The 16,154-nt window shown below is 71.2% G+C and carries 13 protein-coding genes and 3 tRNA genes; 8 read left to right on the top strand and 8 right to left on the bottom strand.

The window, feature by feature from the left end; translation table 11 throughout:
• A partial coding sequence (locus ACIRG9_RS24280; RefSeq protein ID WP_402860060.1) for an ExeM/NucH family extracellular endonuclease occupies positions 1-2,532 on the bottom strand: 2,532 nt, incomplete at its 3' end.
• Between the two features lie 815 nt (positions 2,533-3,347).
• Between ACIRG9_RS24280 and ACIRG9_RS24275 the strand changes: the two genes are divergently transcribed.
• The gene (locus ACIRG9_RS24275) at positions 3,348-3,821 is read left to right on the top strand and encodes a hypothetical protein (RefSeq protein WP_402860057.1); all 474 of its coding nucleotides are present in this window, start codon (positions 3,348-3,350) and stop codon (positions 3,819-3,821) included.
• Between the two features lie 109 nt (positions 3,822-3,930).
• Here ACIRG9_RS24275 and ACIRG9_RS24270 read toward each other — a convergent pair.
• Positions 3,931-4,003 (bottom strand) — tRNA-Arg (locus tag ACIRG9_RS24270).
• A 36-nt stretch (positions 4,004-4,039) separates the two neighbouring features.
• A tRNA-Ser gene (locus tag ACIRG9_RS24265) sits at positions 4,040-4,130 on the bottom strand.
• Positions 4,131-4,263: 133 nt separating this feature from the next.
• Between ACIRG9_RS24265 and ACIRG9_RS24260 the strand changes: the two genes are divergently transcribed.
• On the top strand, positions 4,264-5,871 hold the full coding sequence (locus ACIRG9_RS24260) for a hypothetical protein (RefSeq protein ID WP_402860054.1): 1,608 nt from the start codon (positions 4,264-4,266) through the stop codon (positions 5,869-5,871).
• Positions 5,872-5,952: 81 nt separating this feature from the next.
• Here ACIRG9_RS24260 and ACIRG9_RS24255 read toward each other — a convergent pair whose 3' ends face one another.
• Complete coding sequence (locus ACIRG9_RS24255) at positions 5,953-6,726, bottom strand: CPBP family intramembrane glutamic endopeptidase (RefSeq protein WP_402860051.1); 774 nt, start codon at positions 6,724-6,726, stop codon at positions 5,953-5,955.
• A 147-nt stretch (positions 6,727-6,873) separates the two neighbouring features.
• Between ACIRG9_RS24255 and ACIRG9_RS24250 the strand changes: the two genes are divergently transcribed.
• Positions 6,874-7,995 (top strand): globin domain-containing protein, encoded by a 1,122-nt coding sequence (locus tag ACIRG9_RS24250; protein WP_402860048.1) that lies wholly within the window; start codon positions 6,874-6,876, stop codon positions 7,993-7,995.
• 118 nt (positions 7,996-8,113) lie between these two features.
• On the opposite strand, the gene ACIRG9_RS24245 is transcribed toward ACIRG9_RS24250, so the two are convergent.
• Positions 8,114-9,643, bottom strand: a complete 1,530-nt coding sequence (locus ACIRG9_RS24245; RefSeq protein WP_402860045.1) for a peptide deformylase — start codon at positions 9,641-9,643, stop codon at positions 8,114-8,116.
• 330 nt (positions 9,644-9,973) lie between these two features.
• On the opposite strand from ACIRG9_RS24245, the gene ACIRG9_RS24240 reads away from it, so the two are divergent.
• Complete coding sequence (locus ACIRG9_RS24240; protein WP_402860114.1) at positions 9,974-10,756, top strand: hypothetical protein; 783 nt, start codon at positions 9,974-9,976, stop codon at positions 10,754-10,756.
• Between the two features lie 54 nt (positions 10,757-10,810).
• On the opposite strand, the gene ACIRG9_RS24235 is transcribed toward ACIRG9_RS24240, so the two are convergent.
• Positions 10,811-12,622 (bottom strand): hypothetical protein, encoded by a 1,812-nt coding sequence (locus tag ACIRG9_RS24235; protein ID WP_402860042.1) that lies wholly within the window; start codon positions 12,620-12,622, stop codon positions 10,811-10,813.
• Positions 12,623-12,831: 209 nt separating this feature from the next.
• Here ACIRG9_RS24235 and ACIRG9_RS24230 point away from each other — a divergent pair, with 209 nt between their 5' ends.
• Positions 12,832-13,542, top strand: coding sequence for a class I SAM-dependent methyltransferase (locus ACIRG9_RS24230; RefSeq protein WP_402860039.1), 711 nt, complete (start codon positions 12,832-12,834; stop codon positions 13,540-13,542).
• A gap of 64 nt (positions 13,543-13,606) precedes the next feature.
• Here the strand turns inward: ACIRG9_RS24230 and ACIRG9_RS24225 are convergent, their stop codons facing one another.
• Entirely contained in the window at positions 13,607-14,140 is a 534-nt protein-coding gene (locus ACIRG9_RS24225; RefSeq protein WP_402860036.1) for a YbhB/YbcL family Raf kinase inhibitor-like protein, read from the bottom strand.
• A gap of 92 nt (positions 14,141-14,232) precedes the next feature.
• Between ACIRG9_RS24225 and ACIRG9_RS24220 the strand changes: the two genes are divergently transcribed.
• Entirely contained in the window at positions 14,233-14,355 is a 123-nt protein-coding gene (locus tag ACIRG9_RS24220) for a hypothetical protein (RefSeq protein WP_402860033.1), read from the top strand.
• A gap of 93 nt (positions 14,356-14,448) precedes the next feature.
• Here ACIRG9_RS24220 and ACIRG9_RS24215 read toward each other — a convergent pair.
• Positions 14,449-14,535: transfer RNA gene (locus tag ACIRG9_RS24215), tRNA-Ser, on the bottom strand.
• 95 nt (positions 14,536-14,630) lie between these two features.
• On the opposite strand from ACIRG9_RS24215, the gene ACIRG9_RS24210 reads away from it, so the two are divergent.
• Together ACIRG9_RS24210 and ACIRG9_RS24205 are read left to right on the top strand one after the other, a co-directional pair.
• Positions 14,631-15,170, top strand: coding sequence for an AAA family ATPase (locus ACIRG9_RS24210; protein ID WP_402860030.1), 540 nt, complete (start codon positions 14,631-14,633; stop codon positions 15,168-15,170).
• A 9-nt stretch (positions 15,171-15,179) separates the two neighbouring features.
• Positions 15,180-16,154 (top strand): NAD(P)H-quinone oxidoreductase, encoded by a 975-nt coding sequence (locus ACIRG9_RS24205; RefSeq protein WP_402860028.1) that lies wholly within the window; start codon positions 15,180-15,182, stop codon positions 16,152-16,154.

Below are 16,154 nucleotides of genomic sequence, written 5' to 3'. Positions count from 1 at the left end.
CGCCGAGACGAACGTCGACGCGCCGATGTTGTCACCGGCGGAGATGAACGCCGTGTTCGGGTTCTGCGCCCGCAACTGACCGACCAGACCAGCCAACTGAGCAGCGCCACCGGCCGGCTGACCACCCACGGTCGCCGGAGACTCCAACCGACCATGGAAGTCGTTGATACCCAGCAGCTGCAGGTTGACGGGCTTTGCACCGGTGCTGACGCCGACGACGATCGGGTTGTGGTCGCTGGCCCGGTAGGGGTTCGCCTCGTAGAAGGCACCGAGGCCGTCGTACTGGAAGGCGAACGACTCGACCGCGTTGATCTGCCACACGTCGACCCCGGTGACCTTCGACGCCATCGACGGGGAGGCGAGAGCGTGGTCGAGCGAGCCGGACTCGCCACCGAAGACGTAGGTGGCCTTACCGGTGTTGTTCAGGTCCTGGTACTGCTTGTCGTAGAGGACCTGCATCGGGTCCTCCTGGCTGTACGCGTTGATGTCGCCGAGTACCAGCACGTTGTCGGTGCCGCTGTCGACCTTCAACCGGTCGAGGAACGCGGTCAGCGACTTGGCCTGCTTGACCCGGTCCGCGTTCCAACTGCCCTGACCGGTGTCGGCGTTGTCGCCGGTCCCGGTGCCGCTCTTGGACTTGAGGTGGTTGACCACCGCGATGAAGGTGAGCTGTCCGGCGGTGAACGCCTGCGCGATCGGCTCGCGGGCGTTCGACCACACGGTCTCGTCGTTGATCGAGCGCGACGCACCCTTGGGCTGGACCTTCGCCGGCTTGAAGATGATCGCCGTGGTGATGAAGTCCTGCTGGGTCGGGCCGGGCAGCTCGGCCGGGCTACGCACGTAGTCCCAGGTCCCGGCGCCGTCCTTGGCGTTGAGCGCGGTCACCAGGCGCTTCAGCGCCTGCTGCGGGTCGCTCGCGTTGAACCGGACCGAGTTCTCGATCTCTTCGAGCGCCACCACGTCGGCGTCCAGGGCGCTGATCGCGGAAACGATCTTCGCCTCCTGCTTGGCCAGCCCGGCCTCGTTCGCCGCACCGCGAGCGTTGCCGCCGAAGTGCACGAAGTAGTTGAGGACGTTGAAGGTCGCGACCCGGATGTCGCCGCCGACGTTCACCGGGGCGGCGGTACGGGGGTTGGTGGCCTTGAAGGTCGTCCGAGCGGCAGTCGGGGTGTCCGCGCTGACCGGGGTGGTCGGCTGGAAACGCCACTCGTCGAAGCTGTACGACAGCACGACCGGACCGAACGCCTCGACCGAGTCGCCCACCCGCAGCGGGTTCTCCTTCGAGATGTACGGCGGCAGCAGACCAGCGGTCGACAGGTTCGTGGTCTGGCCGTCATCGAGGACGATCCGCCGAGCCTTGTTGTCGGCGATCACCTGCTTCGCGGCGTCCGTACCTGGACGGGCCACATCAGTCGCCGTGAAGGCCACCTTGTCACCGGCGGCGAGCACGACCTCGCCGTACCGGTTGGTGTTGTACACCTCGGAGACGGTGTACTGGCCGACCGGCGCCACCAGCATCGACTCGACCGACTCGCGGGCATCCTCGGACAGCGGCAGGCTCACCGGAACCGGGGCCGGCAGGGCCACATCGCGCTCACAGATCTGCACGTCGGCCTTGGCGGCGGTGTTCAACTCCGTGAGACTGTAGTACTCACTCACCGTGCCGGTGACCCGCACCCGGTCGCCGATCGCGACCGGCTGGTGGTTCGCCGTGTTCGTGCCCATGTAGACGAAGATGCCGTCCGACGCGACACCCGCGGCGACCGGACGGTCGCCACCGCTGCCGGCGGTCTGCACGAAGACGCCGTTGTAGCCACCGGTGCGGTGGTTGGCGGTCACGATGCCCTCGACGGTGACCCGGCTGTCCGCCAGCGGCGTGGCGCTGCCGGTGCCCTGGACCTCCGCGATGGTGTGGTCAACGGTGACCGTGCAGCCGATCTCCGGGTCCGGCTCCGGCTCCGGATCGGGATCGGGCTCCGGAGCGGTGTTGATGGCGCCGAAGCTGTTCGGCGCCGGGGGGTTCCAGGTGCCGTCGATCTTCTGCAGCGAGTGACCGACGGGGGTGGCGGCAGTCTCCTGGACCCCGATGTCGGTGCCGGACATCCCGTTGGCCGGCCCGCCGACCGCGGTGAAAGTGCCCTCGTAGGTGAGGAACTCCGCAACCGTGCCGGTCGGAGAAACCAGCGCGACACCGTCCGGGGACCCGTTCTGGATGCCGTCGGTCGGGTAGTTCGCGACCATCACACCGGCCGCCGGCACCGTGCCGCTCAACGTCCGAGTGTTGTACGCCGCACCGTTCGCGCCGTTGTAGAGAACGATCTGCCAGCCGCTCAGGTCGAAACCGACCGGCGCCTCGATCTCGATCGCCTCACCGGTGTCGGTGCCGACGTTGTCGTAGTGGATCTCACTGATAAAGGGAACCGATGCCGCCGATTCGGCCAGCGCGGGCACCCCGCTGGTCAAGAGGAGGGCACCGCTTGCGAGGAAGACGCCGAACACGCTTTGTGTTCGCTTGCGCCCGTTCCAGTCCATCAGATTAGCCTCCTGTGGGGGAGTCGAGCGGCTGGAGACTAGAGGATCTTTCTGACCAGGCAAGAGCCGCCAGGTGTACAGCACGAGATCGACCGCCTCCTGCTTCCTGGAATAGATCCAGAACGTCGACCGGTGTCGACAAGCGCATCGGCCGTATGGCCATGGGCGACAGACCCACCGGAGGAACGCACACCACTACCAGCGGATAAATCGCCGGTCGAGTCAGGTCCGGATCGGGCGATTCCGGCATCCCGCGAACAACGTTGCGGCCAGCTGATTCTTTGGTGAACTTGATTGATGCGACAGTCCACACCGCAGTCGTGGACGCCGCCGAGATCGGGACGAAGCCAGAACGGACCGCCTGCCGGATCTGATGGATCTGTTAACTTCCGCCGCCCTGCCAACCGACGCCCAATCTGGACGGTCGATCGCCGCGCGCGGGCAGCCCCAGCCCTCCGAGCTCGGGGCCGCCCGCCGCTCCCCCTGTCCATCCCCAGGAAGGAAGAGCGCCACCGATCGTGCTCGATTCCGAGGACTCAATCCAGATAGGTGTGTCAACGGGAGCGTGACATGGATGTGGCGAGTCCGTGACGTAACGAGCGTGGCCCCCGAGCGATGCCTCTAGCCCGATTGCCCTGGTCGTCGTTTGGCCAGGAGAGCCGATGCCTGAGCGCCCCGCTCCACGCCGGTCGCGGTCCCCACCGCAGCCGTCGGGCTCCAGCCAGCGTATTGGCGCGTCGTGCTGGGTCAGGCTGGGTCAGGGACTGCCAGCTGCGCGGCTACTGGACTGGCTACCTGGGCCTACGATCCTGCGCATGAACGCGTCGCGGGTTCGCCTGCTTACCTGCATGGTCATCCCGCTCCTGACGGCCTGCGGTCCTGCGCCCTCCGAGGCCATGCCAATGACTTACACCTGCTGTGAGGCCCTGGACGTCGACAAGCCGTACCAGCCTGGCCAGACCTTGACCGTCGATTGGACCGTCGAGTCCCCGGAGGAGCCGGCCGGAACCCCACCGCAGGTCGAGTTGGCCGCACTCCTGACAGGCCCGTTCGCCACCGTAGGTGACCTCAAAGCCGCGACAGAAGGCGGCGCCCCAACCGTTCCGGGGCTGGTCACCTTCGCGGCCGCACCGTTCCGACCATCCGGCATGCCCGACGAACGACCCGTCAGCACCATCGTGATCGGTCCCGACGCCAAGCCGGGTTACTACAACCTGGTCACCTCCGTGGTCGGCGACGGCAACACGACGAGCGGGGCCAGCATCATCCGGGTAGTGCCCATGCCCTGAGCGTCCGGGCTCGCGTCCTGGTCAGCCCGTCACCCAGCCCGCACCGCAGGGATGCGAAAAAGCCCCCGACCTCGCCATTCCGGCTGGTCGGGGGCTTTTCCCTGTCTTGTGCGCCCGAAGGGACTCGAACCCCTAACCTTCTGATCCGTAGTCAGATGCTCTATCCGTTGAGCTACGGGCGCTCGGTGCTCGGCCAGTCTACACACCTGGCTTTCGCGCGGAGACTCCGGGATTCGAACCCGGGAGGGGCTTTAAAACCCCAACCGCATTAGCAGTGCGGCGCCATAGACCAGACTAGGCGAAGTCTCCCCGGTGGCCCGGAGACCACCGCGCCCGAGGATACAGGTCTTCCCCCACCCGGAGCAAAGCGACTACCGGGAAGAGGTCGACGACCGCGTTTCCCCCGTGTGCGGCGTCCCGCTCGGGGCTAGGCTTCGTCGATATGCAGGAGCAGCCGCCGAGCGATCCACCCCATCGCGAGCCCGCCGCCGATGCCCGGCGGAGCCGCTCCACGAAGCCGACCTTCACTCCGCCACCGACCCCCGAACCGCGCACCCCGCTGGCGGGCCGCGCCGACGCTGACAGTGAGACCCCGACCCGGCCCCGGCGGGCCGGGGCCGCCCCCAGCGTGCTCTTCCAGCCGCCCGACCCGGCGACGGTAGCGCCCCGCCCGGCCGTGATTGGTGAGCGGCAGGCCGTATCCGCCGCCGGACCCGAGCTGCCACCGGATGCGCCACCCGCCGGCATTGAACCGCCGCCGGGCCCGTCCGCCGCCGCGCCCCGCCCCCGCCCGCCCGCGGCGGCCATCCAGCCGGCGGAGGCCGTCCCGACTCCCGGGAAGGTCGATGCGCCCGGGGCCGCCACGCCGGACAGCGCCGCCTCTGCCAGGCCGGACGGCCCGCCCCGCCAACCGAGGGCCCACGCGGCCGACGCCGTACAGGCGGAGGAGACCACCCCGGAGCCGGCTGGCCGCGCCATGGCCATCAAAAAGGCGGCCCCAGCGAAGAAGGCCACGCCGGCGACGGAGAATGCGGCGCCGGCGAGGAACGCCACCGCCACGAAATCGGCAACTACGCCGAAATCGGCAACCGCGCCGAAATCGGCAACCGCATCGAAGACCACCCAGGCCAAGAAGGCTGCTCCGGCGAAGAAGGCCGCTCCGGCCAAGACCACCACAGCGACAGAGCCCGCTGCGGCCAAGAAGACCACCTCGGCGAAGAAGGCCACGTCGGCCAGGAAGACCACCGCGGCGACACGGACCGCCCTGACGGACCCGAACCCCACCGCCGCGACTCCCGAGCCTGCGACGCTGCCGGCCGCCACCATGGCGACGGCCGGCCCGCTCGCGCCCGCCGGCCAGGAACGGGAGTCGGGGCGTACCCCTGGGAAGGGCTGGCGGGCGGCGGCCGCGCGCCTGCTCGACCACCCGGGGTACGCGCCGGAGCTGCTGGCCCTCGCCGCCGTGGACGCGCTCGGGCCGAGTGCCCGGGACTGGGTCGAACGAACCCGGGGCGAGTACCCCAAGGCGGATGCCGACGGGCTGGCCCGGCTGGTGACCCGGCGGTTCGTCCGGCTGACCGGTGCGGGTGGGGCGTTCGCGGCGGGTGCCGGCCTCCTCGCGCCGGTGACGGAGCTGGCGGCGATGTTGTGGACGCAGGCCAGCCTGGTGCTGCACCTGGCGGCAATCTACGGCCGGGATCCCGCTCATCCGGACCGGGCGGCGGAGCTGCTGGTGCTGACCCAGGCGCATCCGGACACCGTGACAGCCCGCGCGGCGCTGGACGCGGTCGGCTCGGCGGGCGCGCCGGTGGACGGGCTGTGGGCCCGGGCGGCCGAGGCGGCCTGGCGGTTGGCGATGCCGTTGACCGCGCAGGCCGGTGGCTGGCTGGGGCTGCGGGTGGTGTCGCGGCTGCTGCCGGGCGCGGCGGTGCTCGCCGCCGCGGCAGCCGACTCGGCGGCCACGGAACGGCTGGCCGCCCGGGCCGTCGCCCGCTACCGGCCGGCGCGGGTCCGCCCGACGGGCGACGGACGCCGGACCCCGCCCGCATGATCCACATCGGGTACGGCAGGTCACGCTGTCCCTGAGCGGCGACAGCACGACCTGCCGCAACTCGGGTGGGTCAGTTGCCGGTCAGAGCCAGCCGAACCACGACTTCGGCAGCAGCGCGTAGCCGACGAAGGCGACCACGTCGAGCAGGGTGTGCGCGACGATCAGCGGAGCCACCCGCCGGGTGCGCAGGAAGACGAGGCTGAACACCACACCCATCACCGCGTTGCCGACGAAGGCGCCGAAGCCCTGATAGAGGTGGTAGGAGCCGCGGAGCACGGCGCTGGCGGCGATCACCGCGCCGAGCCGCCAGCCGAGCTGCCGCAGCCGGGTGACCAGGTAGCCGACCACGATCACCTCCTCCAGCACGGCGTTCTGGACGGCGGCCAGGATCAGCACCGGTACCGCCCACCAGAGGTCCGGAAGGGCGGCCGGGACCAGGGTGGCGTTGGCGCCGAGCTGCGCCGCCGCCCAGACCAGCGCCAGCCCGGGCAGCCCGATCAGCGCCGCCAGGCCCGCACCCCGGGCCAGGTCCGACCCGGGCCGAGTCAGGTCCACCCCGAGGGTCCGCGCCGGGTGGCCGGGGTCGCGCGCAAGCAGGTGCACGGCGAGCAGCACCGGCACCAGCGCGAAGAAGATGCCGAGGAGCTGGTACGCCAGGTCGAGGTACGGCCGGGCCGACGCGGAGGTGTTCAGCGCGGCGGTCTGCTTCGCGAGTCCGCCCGTGGCGGTCAGCTTGGCGACCAGCGAGACCAGCGCGTACGCCGCCGACTGGCCGAGGGAGAGGCCGAGCACCAGCAGCGTCTCGGTGCCCAGGGTCCGGCGGGACACCGGCCGGGTGAGCTCGTCAACCGTCACCGGACCACTGTGCCGTACGCGGCGGCCGGCCGGCACCACTCCGGTGGCCCAGGCGAGCCGGTCGCACATTCTGTGCGATTCGCCAGCACGCTCTGTGGCGATTCTGGATGGGCACCGATCCGCCGTCAGGAAAGGAGCGTGCCCCCTGTGGAGAACTTCGCGCGGTTGCTGAAGGAGAGCTGGGCCCTGGTCGAAGTGCACCGGGAGCGGCTGAGCAGTCACTTCTACGCCCGGCTGTTCGTCCTCGACCCGGAGCTGCGCAAGCTCTTCCCGGTGCAGATGAGCGGGCAGGGCGACCGGATCCTGGAGGCGATCGTCACCGCCACCCAGACGGTGGGCGATCCGGAGAGCTTCGACGAGTACCTCAGTGGGCTGGGCCGGGACCACCGGAAGTACCACGTCGACGCCGCCCACTACGAGACGATGGGCGTCGCCCTGTTGGACGCGCTGCGCAGCATCGCCGGGGACGGCTGGAACCTGGAGTACGACCAGGCGTGGCGGGAGGCGTACGCGAGCATCTGCGCGCGGATGCTCGCGGGGGCGGCGGCCGACGGGAATCCGCCGTACTGGCACGCGGAGGTGCTCACCCACGAGCGGTACGGCCCGGACACCGCCGTGCTGACCGTGCGTGCGCTCCAGCACCCGCTGCCCTGGCAGGCCGGCCAGTACGTCAGCATCGAGGCCCCCCGCCACCACCCGCGGGTGTGGCGGACGTACTCGGTGGCGAACGCCCCGAACGACGACAACGTGCTGGAGTTCCACGTGCGTACGCCGGCCGGGGCGGCGGGCTGGGTGTCCGGGGCGCTGGTCCGCCGCACGAAGCCGGGGGACCTGCTGCGCGTCGCCGCGCCGATGGGCTCGATGACGCTGGACCGTTCCTCGACCCGGGACGTCCTCTGCGTGGCCGGCGGGGTCGGGCTGGCCCCGATCAAGGCACTGGTGGAGGAGCTGGCCCAGATCAACCGGACCCGCTGGGTGCACCTCTTCTACGGGGTCCGCCGGCCCGAGGAGCTGTACGGCCTGCCGGGCCTGGAGGAGCTGGTGGCCGCGCACCCGTGGCTGTCGGTGACCCCGGCGTGCAGCGAGGACCCGGCCTTCGACGGCGAAGTGGGCGACATCTCCGAGGTGGTCACCCGGTACGGCCCGTGGACGACCCACGACTGCTACGTCTCCGGCTCGGCGCCGATGGTCCGGGCCACCCTGCGCGTGCTGGCCGCCGACAACGTCCCGCCGGATCACATCAGGTACGACACCTTCGGCAACCTGTAGACCTTCCTCTCCCGAGCCGGGTCGCGTGCCCCGCCCACTGGGGCACGTGACCCGGCATTCCGGACGCCGGTGCGCGGGCCGGGCCGGCAACCGGCCCGCGCACCGGAACCCCGGCGGCTCAGTAGCGCCACGGGTTGCCGATCTCCCGGTATTCCTCGACCGGCACGAGCGGCACGGCGGGGGCCATCCGGTCGACGTAGAGCCGCCCTTCCAGGTGGTCGATCTCGTGGGCGACCAGCCTGGCCATCGCGTACTCGAAGGACGTGATGATCCGGCTGCCGTCCCACTGGGCGTGTTCCACGTCGATGCGCAGCGGCCGGGGCACCAGCCCGCGGTGGTCGAAGAAGGAGAGGCAGCCCTCGTACTGCTCGTCCGTCTCGGGCGCGGTGTCGACCACCCGGGGGTTGAGCAGCACGACCGGTTCGGCCGACCGGTCGGCGGGGCGGACCAGGGCGGCGGCCCAGCCGAGCCCTAGCTGCGGGGCGGCGATGCCGACGCCCTTGCTGAACGGGTGCAGCTCGTCGAGGCGGGCCAGGATGGCGGAGAGCCGGTCGACGACGTCCCGGGCGACGGGTTCGTCGTGGGGCAGGTCGAACTGGCGGGCGGGCTGCCGGAGCAGGTCGTCGCCGCGTTGCACGATGCCGATGGCGCGCATCCGGTCGCTGGCCCGTACCCGGCCGCGCGAGCCGGGACCGTCGGGCTCGGCATCCGGGGGCTGGGTGCGGAACCGCCACTGCATCCGGTAGCGGGCGTTCAGCGGCGGATCGTCGGTGGCCCAGTCGAAGATCGAACGGTCGCCCTGGTCGCGCCGTTGGATCGGGGTACGCAGCGGGCCCTCCTCGGCCGAGAGGGAGGTCTCCAGCCCCCACACCTTCGGGTCGAGGTCGGCGGGCAGGTCGAGCCGGACGGCCAGGTGCCGGGTGGGCAGGCGTACGGCGCGCTGGAACCAGGGGCCCCACTTGTCCTGTCCGACCCGGTACGCGTACTCGATGGTGACCCGGTCACCCGGGTAGAGCGGGAAGCGGCTCTCGTCGTTCTCGAAGAGCAGCCAGATCTCCTTGAACGCGTCCCGGTCGTGCTTGGCCCGCCAGTGCATCGGCTCTCGTGCGGCCCCGTCGTCCCGGTACGCCGCCAGCCTCAGTTCGGCGAAGGTGAGCGGGTGTTCCCGGTGGTGCCGGTTGGACCGGCCCGGGTCGGTGGGGTAGCGGTCGACGGCGACCCGGACCAGGTAGCGGGTGACCGGTTCGGTGCCGGCGTTGTAGAGCTCGCGCCGGATCGCGCAGTGGTAGCCCTCGCCGGTGTGGGTGAGGGTGGCGGTCTCCTGCTCGACCACCAGGCCGGTGCCGGGCGGCAGCCACTGGCTGGGGACGGGTGCTTCCCGGTGCGTCCCGCCGGGGCGGCTGTGCCGCAGCTCGTCGTACTCCCGGAAACGGTGCCAGATCGCGCCGCCGGCCTCCAGGACGGCCTCGGCCCGGCGGGCGAAGTCCTCGGTGGGGCGGTGCCGACGTCCCTCGACGTGGCTGACGTACGACGGGTCGAAGCCCATCAGGGTGGCCAGTTGCTTCTTGGACAGCCCGCGGCTGGTCCGGTGCCGGGCCAGTTCGGCGGCGAAGGAGTCGGCGGCGCGCTCGACGGGTGAGGTCGTCATCGGCTTCCTCGTACGCGGGAAGTTCATTTTCACGCTGAGTGGCCGAATGCGTACGGATACTGCCTCATACTCGACACTCGCCTTGACAATTCAGCGGCGCTCGTCGATGCTTGCGCGGCCCGCCGTCGGACCGGCCGGCGTTTTCCGCCCACCCCGGCGGGTAGACCGCAGCACGCGCCGCAGGCCGGCGGAGTGACCGGGACCTCCCCCTCCACCCCTCGACGCGACTTCCCCCGAACCGGCAGCTGTGGTTAGGCTAGCCTTAGTTCGGACCGACGAGACGCGCCGGCCGGTACCCGACCAGACAGGGGCGGATCAGTGACAGCGGTGATGCCGAGGCGGGACGTCGCCACGCCACTCGCCCCGGTGACCGCGACCCTGCGCGCCATGTTCGGCACCGACGACCTGCCCGGACTCGCGCCCGGCCTGCTGGTCGCCGGCGACGACACCCGCTGGACCCCGGCCACCCGGCTGGTCGACGGCACCCTGCTGCCCGAATTCCTGCACGCCGCGGCCCGGCGCTGGGGCGGTACCCCGCACGCCTGCGCCGCGCTGGCCTGGAAGTCGTACAGCTACTGGACCGCGCTGCCGGCGGTGCTCGGCTGGGCCTCGGCCCGGCGGGTGCCACTCCTCGACCCGGCCGACGTGCTGATCCACTTCGAGGACCGCGACCAGTTGCTCACCCTGGGCCTGCGCGGCTCGACCACGGTCGCGGTGTTGCCCGGTGACCCGCTGGCGCTGACCGGCGGCCCGGGCGTACGGGTGGTGGCCGGCGAGGCCGCGCTGCTCGACGCGCTGCGCGCCACGCTGCTCGACGCCCATTTCGCCCCGCTGATCGCCGCCATCCAGGCCGAGGTCCGCGTCGGCACGCGTACGCTGCTGGGCTCGGTGGCCTCCGGCATCGCGCACGGCATCCTGCGCGCCTCGGACGGGCTGCCCGGCTCCTCGACGGAGAGCATCGGCACGCTGCTCGACGCGCTCGACCTCGGCGACCTGGTGGAGCTGGTGCCCGGCCCGACCGGTGAGCCGACCGTGCGACGGCGTACCTGCTGCCTGGCCTTCACCCTGCCGCGGCCGAAGGTCTGCCAGGGCTGCTGCGTGCGCCCGTCCTGACCCGCTCGCCGGCGACCCGCCTGTCCCGACCCGCAGGCGACGGCCCGGCGCCGGTCAGTCGACCAGTGGGCGGACGTCCCAGAGCCACACCCCGCCGGTGGACACCGGCTCGATCCCGGTCAGCGCGGTCATGCCCAGGCGCAGGGCGTCGGCCTGCCGCAGCCGGGGATCGAGGATCACCGCCCCGGCCCGCCAGTAGCGCAGGTCGCTCACCGCGGCCACCCGGTCCTGCGGCTTGATCGGCGGCACTCCGTCGGTACGCCGGATGGTGATGAAGAAGCTGCTGGTGGGGCGGGGCGGAGCGGTGAACAGCGCCACCCGGCCGGCGCCGGGCCGGGTGTCCGGGTAGAGGAAGTAGCCGCGGGCCAGCGGCATGCCCAACCGGGTCTCGGCGGCCCAGCGCAGCGGATCGGCGTAGTCGGTGTCCGGCAGCGGCAGGGTCACGATGCTGTGCCCACCGGCGACGTACGGCCGCCAGGCGCCCGAGGTGACGAACCCGGGTGTCTGGTCGAGGCGTACCGAGGGCAGCGGCGTGGGCAGCAGCGGCAGGAGCGCCATGGTCAGCACGGTGGCGGTGGCGAACCGGATCTGCCGGCGGGCGGCGGGATGGCGCCGGGCCAGCCTGCGGGTGTGCTCCACGCCGAGCGCGAGCAGCACGCCGACGATCGGGGTGAGCGCGAGCGACCAACGGGTGGGCACCACCGAGTGCAGCAGCGGCAGCTTCTCCAGCGCGGCCCACGGTCCCGGAACGCTGGTGTCCCGTCCGTCGAACCGGATCTCCCGGCCGAGGGAGAACACCGCGAAGACGACGCCGGCCGCGGCCAGGCCGAGGACGACGGCGTTGCGGCGCAGCCACCACACCAGCGCGACGACCAGAACGGCGAGCGGCCAGCCGAAGAAGGCGTTCTCCTCGGTGGGGTTCTTGACGAGGTGGGCGCTGGTGCGGGCGTCGCCGGCGAGCGATTCCCGGGACCAGGCCACGTACGAGGCGAGGTCGGTGCGGTAGCCCCGGATCAGCCGGGACAGTCCCTGGTAGGCGCCGGGCCCGAAGAGCTGCACGTACAGCGGGTACGCCAGCAGCGCCGCGGCCACGACGGCGGCCACCCCGAGCCCGGCGCCGAAGGGCCGGGCCGCCCGGCGCAGCTCCGGCCGCCCGATGGCGAGGGCCAGGATCACCACGCCGAGCCCGATCGCCGCCATCAGCAGGATCTCCAGGTTGAGGAACGCCTGCCAGACGACCACCAGCCCGAGCAGTACGCCGTTGCGCACCCAACGCCCCGGCTGAGTCAGGCGCAGCGTCCGCCAGATGATCAGTGGCACCACGAACTGGCTGACGATGTTCGGGTGCGCGTTGGCGTGCGAGACCATCGCCGGGGCGAAGGCGCAGAAGCCGGCCCCGAGCCAGGCCGGTCCCCGACTGTGGATCAGCACCCGGGACAGCAGGAAATACCAGGCCACGCCGGTGGCAATCATTCCGGCGGTGAGGAATACAAGAAATGCGGCACGTGGGCCGAACAGCACGGTGATCGGCGTCATCGGCAGAGAGATGGATAATACCGATGTATTTGCCATCAAATTAACGCCGTCGGGCACATTCATCCGGTCCGAGGCGAACGGATAGGCGAATTCGGTCACCACCCGCGCACCGTGCGCCATCATCCACTCGAACTGCGCCTGATCGGTGCGGTTGTCCCGTACGCCGTGCCCGGGGTGCAACCAGAACCGAGCGGTCACCCAGAACGCGAGCAGCACGAAACTGAGCACGGCGGCCGCGTCGACCCACCTTCCCCGCGCCGGCCGTGCACCCTCGACGGGCCGGGTCTCGGCGCCACCGCCACGAGCGGCGTCCGATTCAGGAGTAGTCATGACAATTCAGAGCGTAGTCAGGGTATGGCTGGGACGTGACATGTTTCTGGGGACTGGCGTACTATGTGCCGAGTTCGCCGAACGCCCATCACGCGCCCACCCCGGCTGCAATTCGGTCACCCCCGGTGCCCCGATTTCGACGGCATCCATGTGGATGGTTGACTCTGTCGGTCCAGGGACGGGTCAGTCATATCGTGAGGAATCGACGCATGCCACAAATCACTGGGGATCAGCGCGTCCAGTCGGAGGTGCTCGAAGGCCTGGCGACGGCAGTCAACCACCGCACCTGGTTCGTCGAACTGGCGGTGCCCTACCTCGGTGACAACCCGATCGAGATCGGCAGCGGCCTGGGGGACTACGCGCTGGCCTGGTCCGAGCGCCTGCCCCGGATCACCGCCACCGAGGCGGATCCGGACCGGTTGGTCCAGCTCAAGGAGCGACTTGCCGAGCGCCCCGCCATCGAGGTGCGGCAGATGATGCTGCCGCACTCCGAGCGCGGCGACTACAGCGCGGCCGTGTCGTACAACGTGCTGGAGCACATCGAGGACCATGTGGGCGCGCTGCGCAGCATGCGTGACCTGGTCCGGCCCGGCGGGGCGGTGGTCATCATCGTGCCGGCGTTCCAGTTCGCGATGAGCCCGGCGGACATCGCCACCGGGCACGTCCGGCGCTACACGAAGCGGAGCCTCGCCGCCGCGATGACCGGGGCCGGCCTCACCGTGGAGAAGATCCACTACGCCAACGCGCTGGGTCTGATCGGCTACTTCATGGCCACCAAGGTCTTCCGGCTGATGCCGAAGGAGGGCCCCATGGTCAAGATCTACGACACCCTGGTCCTGCCCGCCACCAAGGCGGCCGAGCAGCTGCTGCGCCCGCCGTTCGGCCAGTCCGTCTTCGCGGTCGCCCGCGTTCCCTCCTGAGCTGTAAGGAAGGGCCCCTTGTTGTCGCCTGGCGCGGTAACAAGGGGCCCTTCCTTACAGCAGGTCAGCCCTGCACCTGGTACGTCGGGCGGATGACCGCCCGGGCCAGGGTGTGGAACGCCAGGTTGAAACCGACGTAGGCCGGGCTGGCACCCGGACCGACGTCGAGGCGCTCCACGTCCAGCGCGTGCACGGCGAAGACATAGCGGTGCGGACGGTCGCCGGCCGGCGGCGCGGCACCGCCGTAGCCGGTGTCGCTGTAGTCGTTGCGAATGCTGAAGGCGTCGCCGAGGTCGGCTTCCTTCACCCCGCGAGGCAGCTCGGTCACCGGTGCGGGCAGGTTCACCAGCACCCAGTGCCAGAAGCCGCTGCCGGTCGGGGCGTCCGGGTCGAAGCAGGTCACCACGAAGCTCCTGGTCTCCTCCGGGAAGCCCGACCAGGACAGCTGCGGGGAGACGTTCTCGCCGCCGGCGCTGCCGTGCGCGTGCGGCGCGTCCATCGGCTCACCGTTGCGTACGTCGTCGCTGGTCAGCGTGAACGACGGCACCGTCGGCAGCAGCTCGTACGGGTCCGGGGCGATCGGTCGTTCCAGGGTCATCGAGAGGATCCTTCCGGGTGCGCGCGAATTTCCTGCGCCCCTTCATACCCCGCGGAAGCCCGCCACGCCCGTGGACGCGGCGAGGACGAATCGTGGCGGAACGTGTACCGGCCTGGCGGGCGGTGATGGGGACGGTCGAGGCAGTGCACGGCGAGGCAACTCGGGTCTGCCGCATCGACTCGGCCCCGCTGTGCAGGACCTACCTCCGCTGCTGACCCGAGGCAACCCGTCCGTCGTACTTGTGCCACCACCCATGGACACGCCCACTGACCGGCGTTCGCGCCGGTCGGTTTTTGCTGATCAGGGGGCGGAGGGTGTGGGATTCGAACCCACGAAGACATCGCTGCCTTACCGGTTTTCAAGACCAGCGCCATCGGCCACTAGGCGAACCCTCCCGGACGCGTCCCAGCGGGTACGCGACCGTGCCTAGTGTGCCACGGACCCGACAATGGGCGAGCCACCGTCCCACCCTCGCTGACAGGATGTCGGCGTGTGGGACACCCCGTCGGTGGTGCTGATCACCGGAATCATGGCGGCCGGCAAGTCCACTGTGGCCGAGCTGCTGGCCCGGCGACTGCCCCGGTCGGCGCACCTGCGCGGTGACGTGTTCCGGCGGATGATCGCCAGCGGGCGGGCCGCGATGACCGCGGAGCTCTCCGAGGAGGCCCGGCGGCAGCTCCGGCTCCGCTACGACCTGGCGGCCACGGTGGCCGACCGGTACGCCGCCGAGGGCTTCACCGTCGTGCTGCAGGACATCGTGATCGGCGCCGACCTGCCGGCCATGGTCGAGCGGATCCGGCACCGGCCGCTCGCGGTGGTGGTGCTCGCGCCCCGCGCCGAGGTGGTCGCCGCCCGCGAGCGGGACCGGCCCAAGCAGGGGTACGGGGACTGGCCGGTGGCCGACTTCGATGCCGAGTTCCGCGCCGGGACACCCCGGATCGGGCTCTGGCTGGACACCTCGGCACACACGCCCGAGGAGACGGTGGACGAGATCCTGAGCCGGGCGTGGACGGCGGGGCGGATCGGGTAAGACTGGGCCATGCGCGCGATCACGATCCCGGAACCCGGCGGACCCGAGGCCCTCGTCTGGGCGGAGGTGCCCGATCCTGAGCCCGGCCCCGACGAGGTGCTGATCGACGTGCGGGCCAGCGCGGTGAACCGGGCGGACCTGCTGCAACGGCAGGGGCACTATCCGCCGCCGCCGGGTGCGCCGGCGTACCCGGGGTTGGAGTGCTCCGGGGTGGTCGCCGCGGTCGGCGCCGAGGTGACCAGCTGGGCGGTCGGTCAGGAGGTCTGCGCGCTGCTGGCCGGCGGCGGGTACGCGGAGCGGGTGGCGGTGCCGGCCGGTCAGGTGCTGCCGGTGCCGGCCGGGGTGGCCGTGGTCGACGCGGCGGCGCTGCCGGAGGTGGCCTGCACGGTCTGGTCGAACGTGGTCCGGCTCGCCGGGCTGGCGAAGGGCGACACGCTGCTGGTGCACGGCGGGGGCAGCGGGATCGGCACGTTCGCCATCCAGCTCGGCGCGGCCCTCGACGCGACCGTCGTGGTGACCGCCCGGGCGGCGAAGCACGCACGGCTGCGCGAGCTGGGTGCCGCGCACACCATCGACTACCGGGAGCAGGACTTCGTCGAGGAGGTCCACCGGATCACCGGCGGCCGGGGCGCGGACGTCGTCCTGGACATCATGGGTGCCGCGTACCTGTCCCGGAACGTGGCGGCGCTGGCCACCGGTGGGCGGCTCGTGGTCATCGGCATGCAGGGCGGCCGGAAGGGTGAGCTGGACCTGGGCGCGCTGCTGGCGAAGCGGGCCAGCGTGCACGCCACGGCACTGCGCTCCCGACCGCCGCATGAGAAGGCGGAGATCGTCCGGGGCGTACGCGAGCAGGTGTGGCCGCTGGTCGAGGCGGGGAGGATCCAGCCGGTCGTGGACCGCCGGGTGCCGATGGCCGAGGCGGCCGAGGCACACCGCCTGGTGGAGACGAACCAGCACGTGGGCAAGGTGCTGCTGGTCCGGTGA

This window comes from Micromonospora sp. NPDC093277, assembly GCF_044765245.1.
Lineage (GTDB): Bacteria > Actinomycetota > Actinomycetes > Mycobacteriales > Micromonosporaceae > Micromonospora.
Note: the sequence above shows the minus strand (reverse complement) of the source record. Positions and strands in the feature narration are given on the sequence as shown.

Coding starts and splice junctions, on each gene's coding strand:
- ACIRG9_RS24275 (WP_402860057.1), top strand. CDS start 3,348: ATGAACGCGTCGCGGGTTCGCCTGCTTACCTGCATGGTCATCCCGCTC.
- ACIRG9_RS24260 (WP_402860054.1), top strand. CDS start 4,264: ATGCAGGAGCAGCCGCCGAGCGATCCACCCCATCGCGAGCCCGCCGCC.
- ACIRG9_RS24245 (WP_402860045.1), bottom strand. CDS start 9,643: ATGACGACCTCACCCGTCGAGCGCGCCGCCGACTCCTTCGCCGCCGAA.
- ACIRG9_RS24240 (WP_402860114.1), top strand. CDS start 9,974: ATGCCGAGGCGGGACGTCGCCACGCCACTCGCCCCGGTGACCGCGACC.
- ACIRG9_RS24235 (WP_402860042.1), bottom strand. CDS start 12,622: ATGACTACTCCTGAATCGGACGCCGCTCGTGGCGGTGGCGCCGAGACC.
- ACIRG9_RS24230 (WP_402860039.1), top strand. CDS start 12,832: ATGCCACAAATCACTGGGGATCAGCGCGTCCAGTCGGAGGTGCTCGAA.
- ACIRG9_RS24225 (WP_402860036.1), bottom strand. CDS start 14,140: ATGACCCTGGAACGACCGATCGCCCCGGACCCGTACGAGCTGCTGCCG.
- ACIRG9_RS24205 (WP_402860028.1), top strand. CDS start 15,180: ATGCGCGCGATCACGATCCCGGAACCCGGCGGACCCGAGGCCCTCGTC.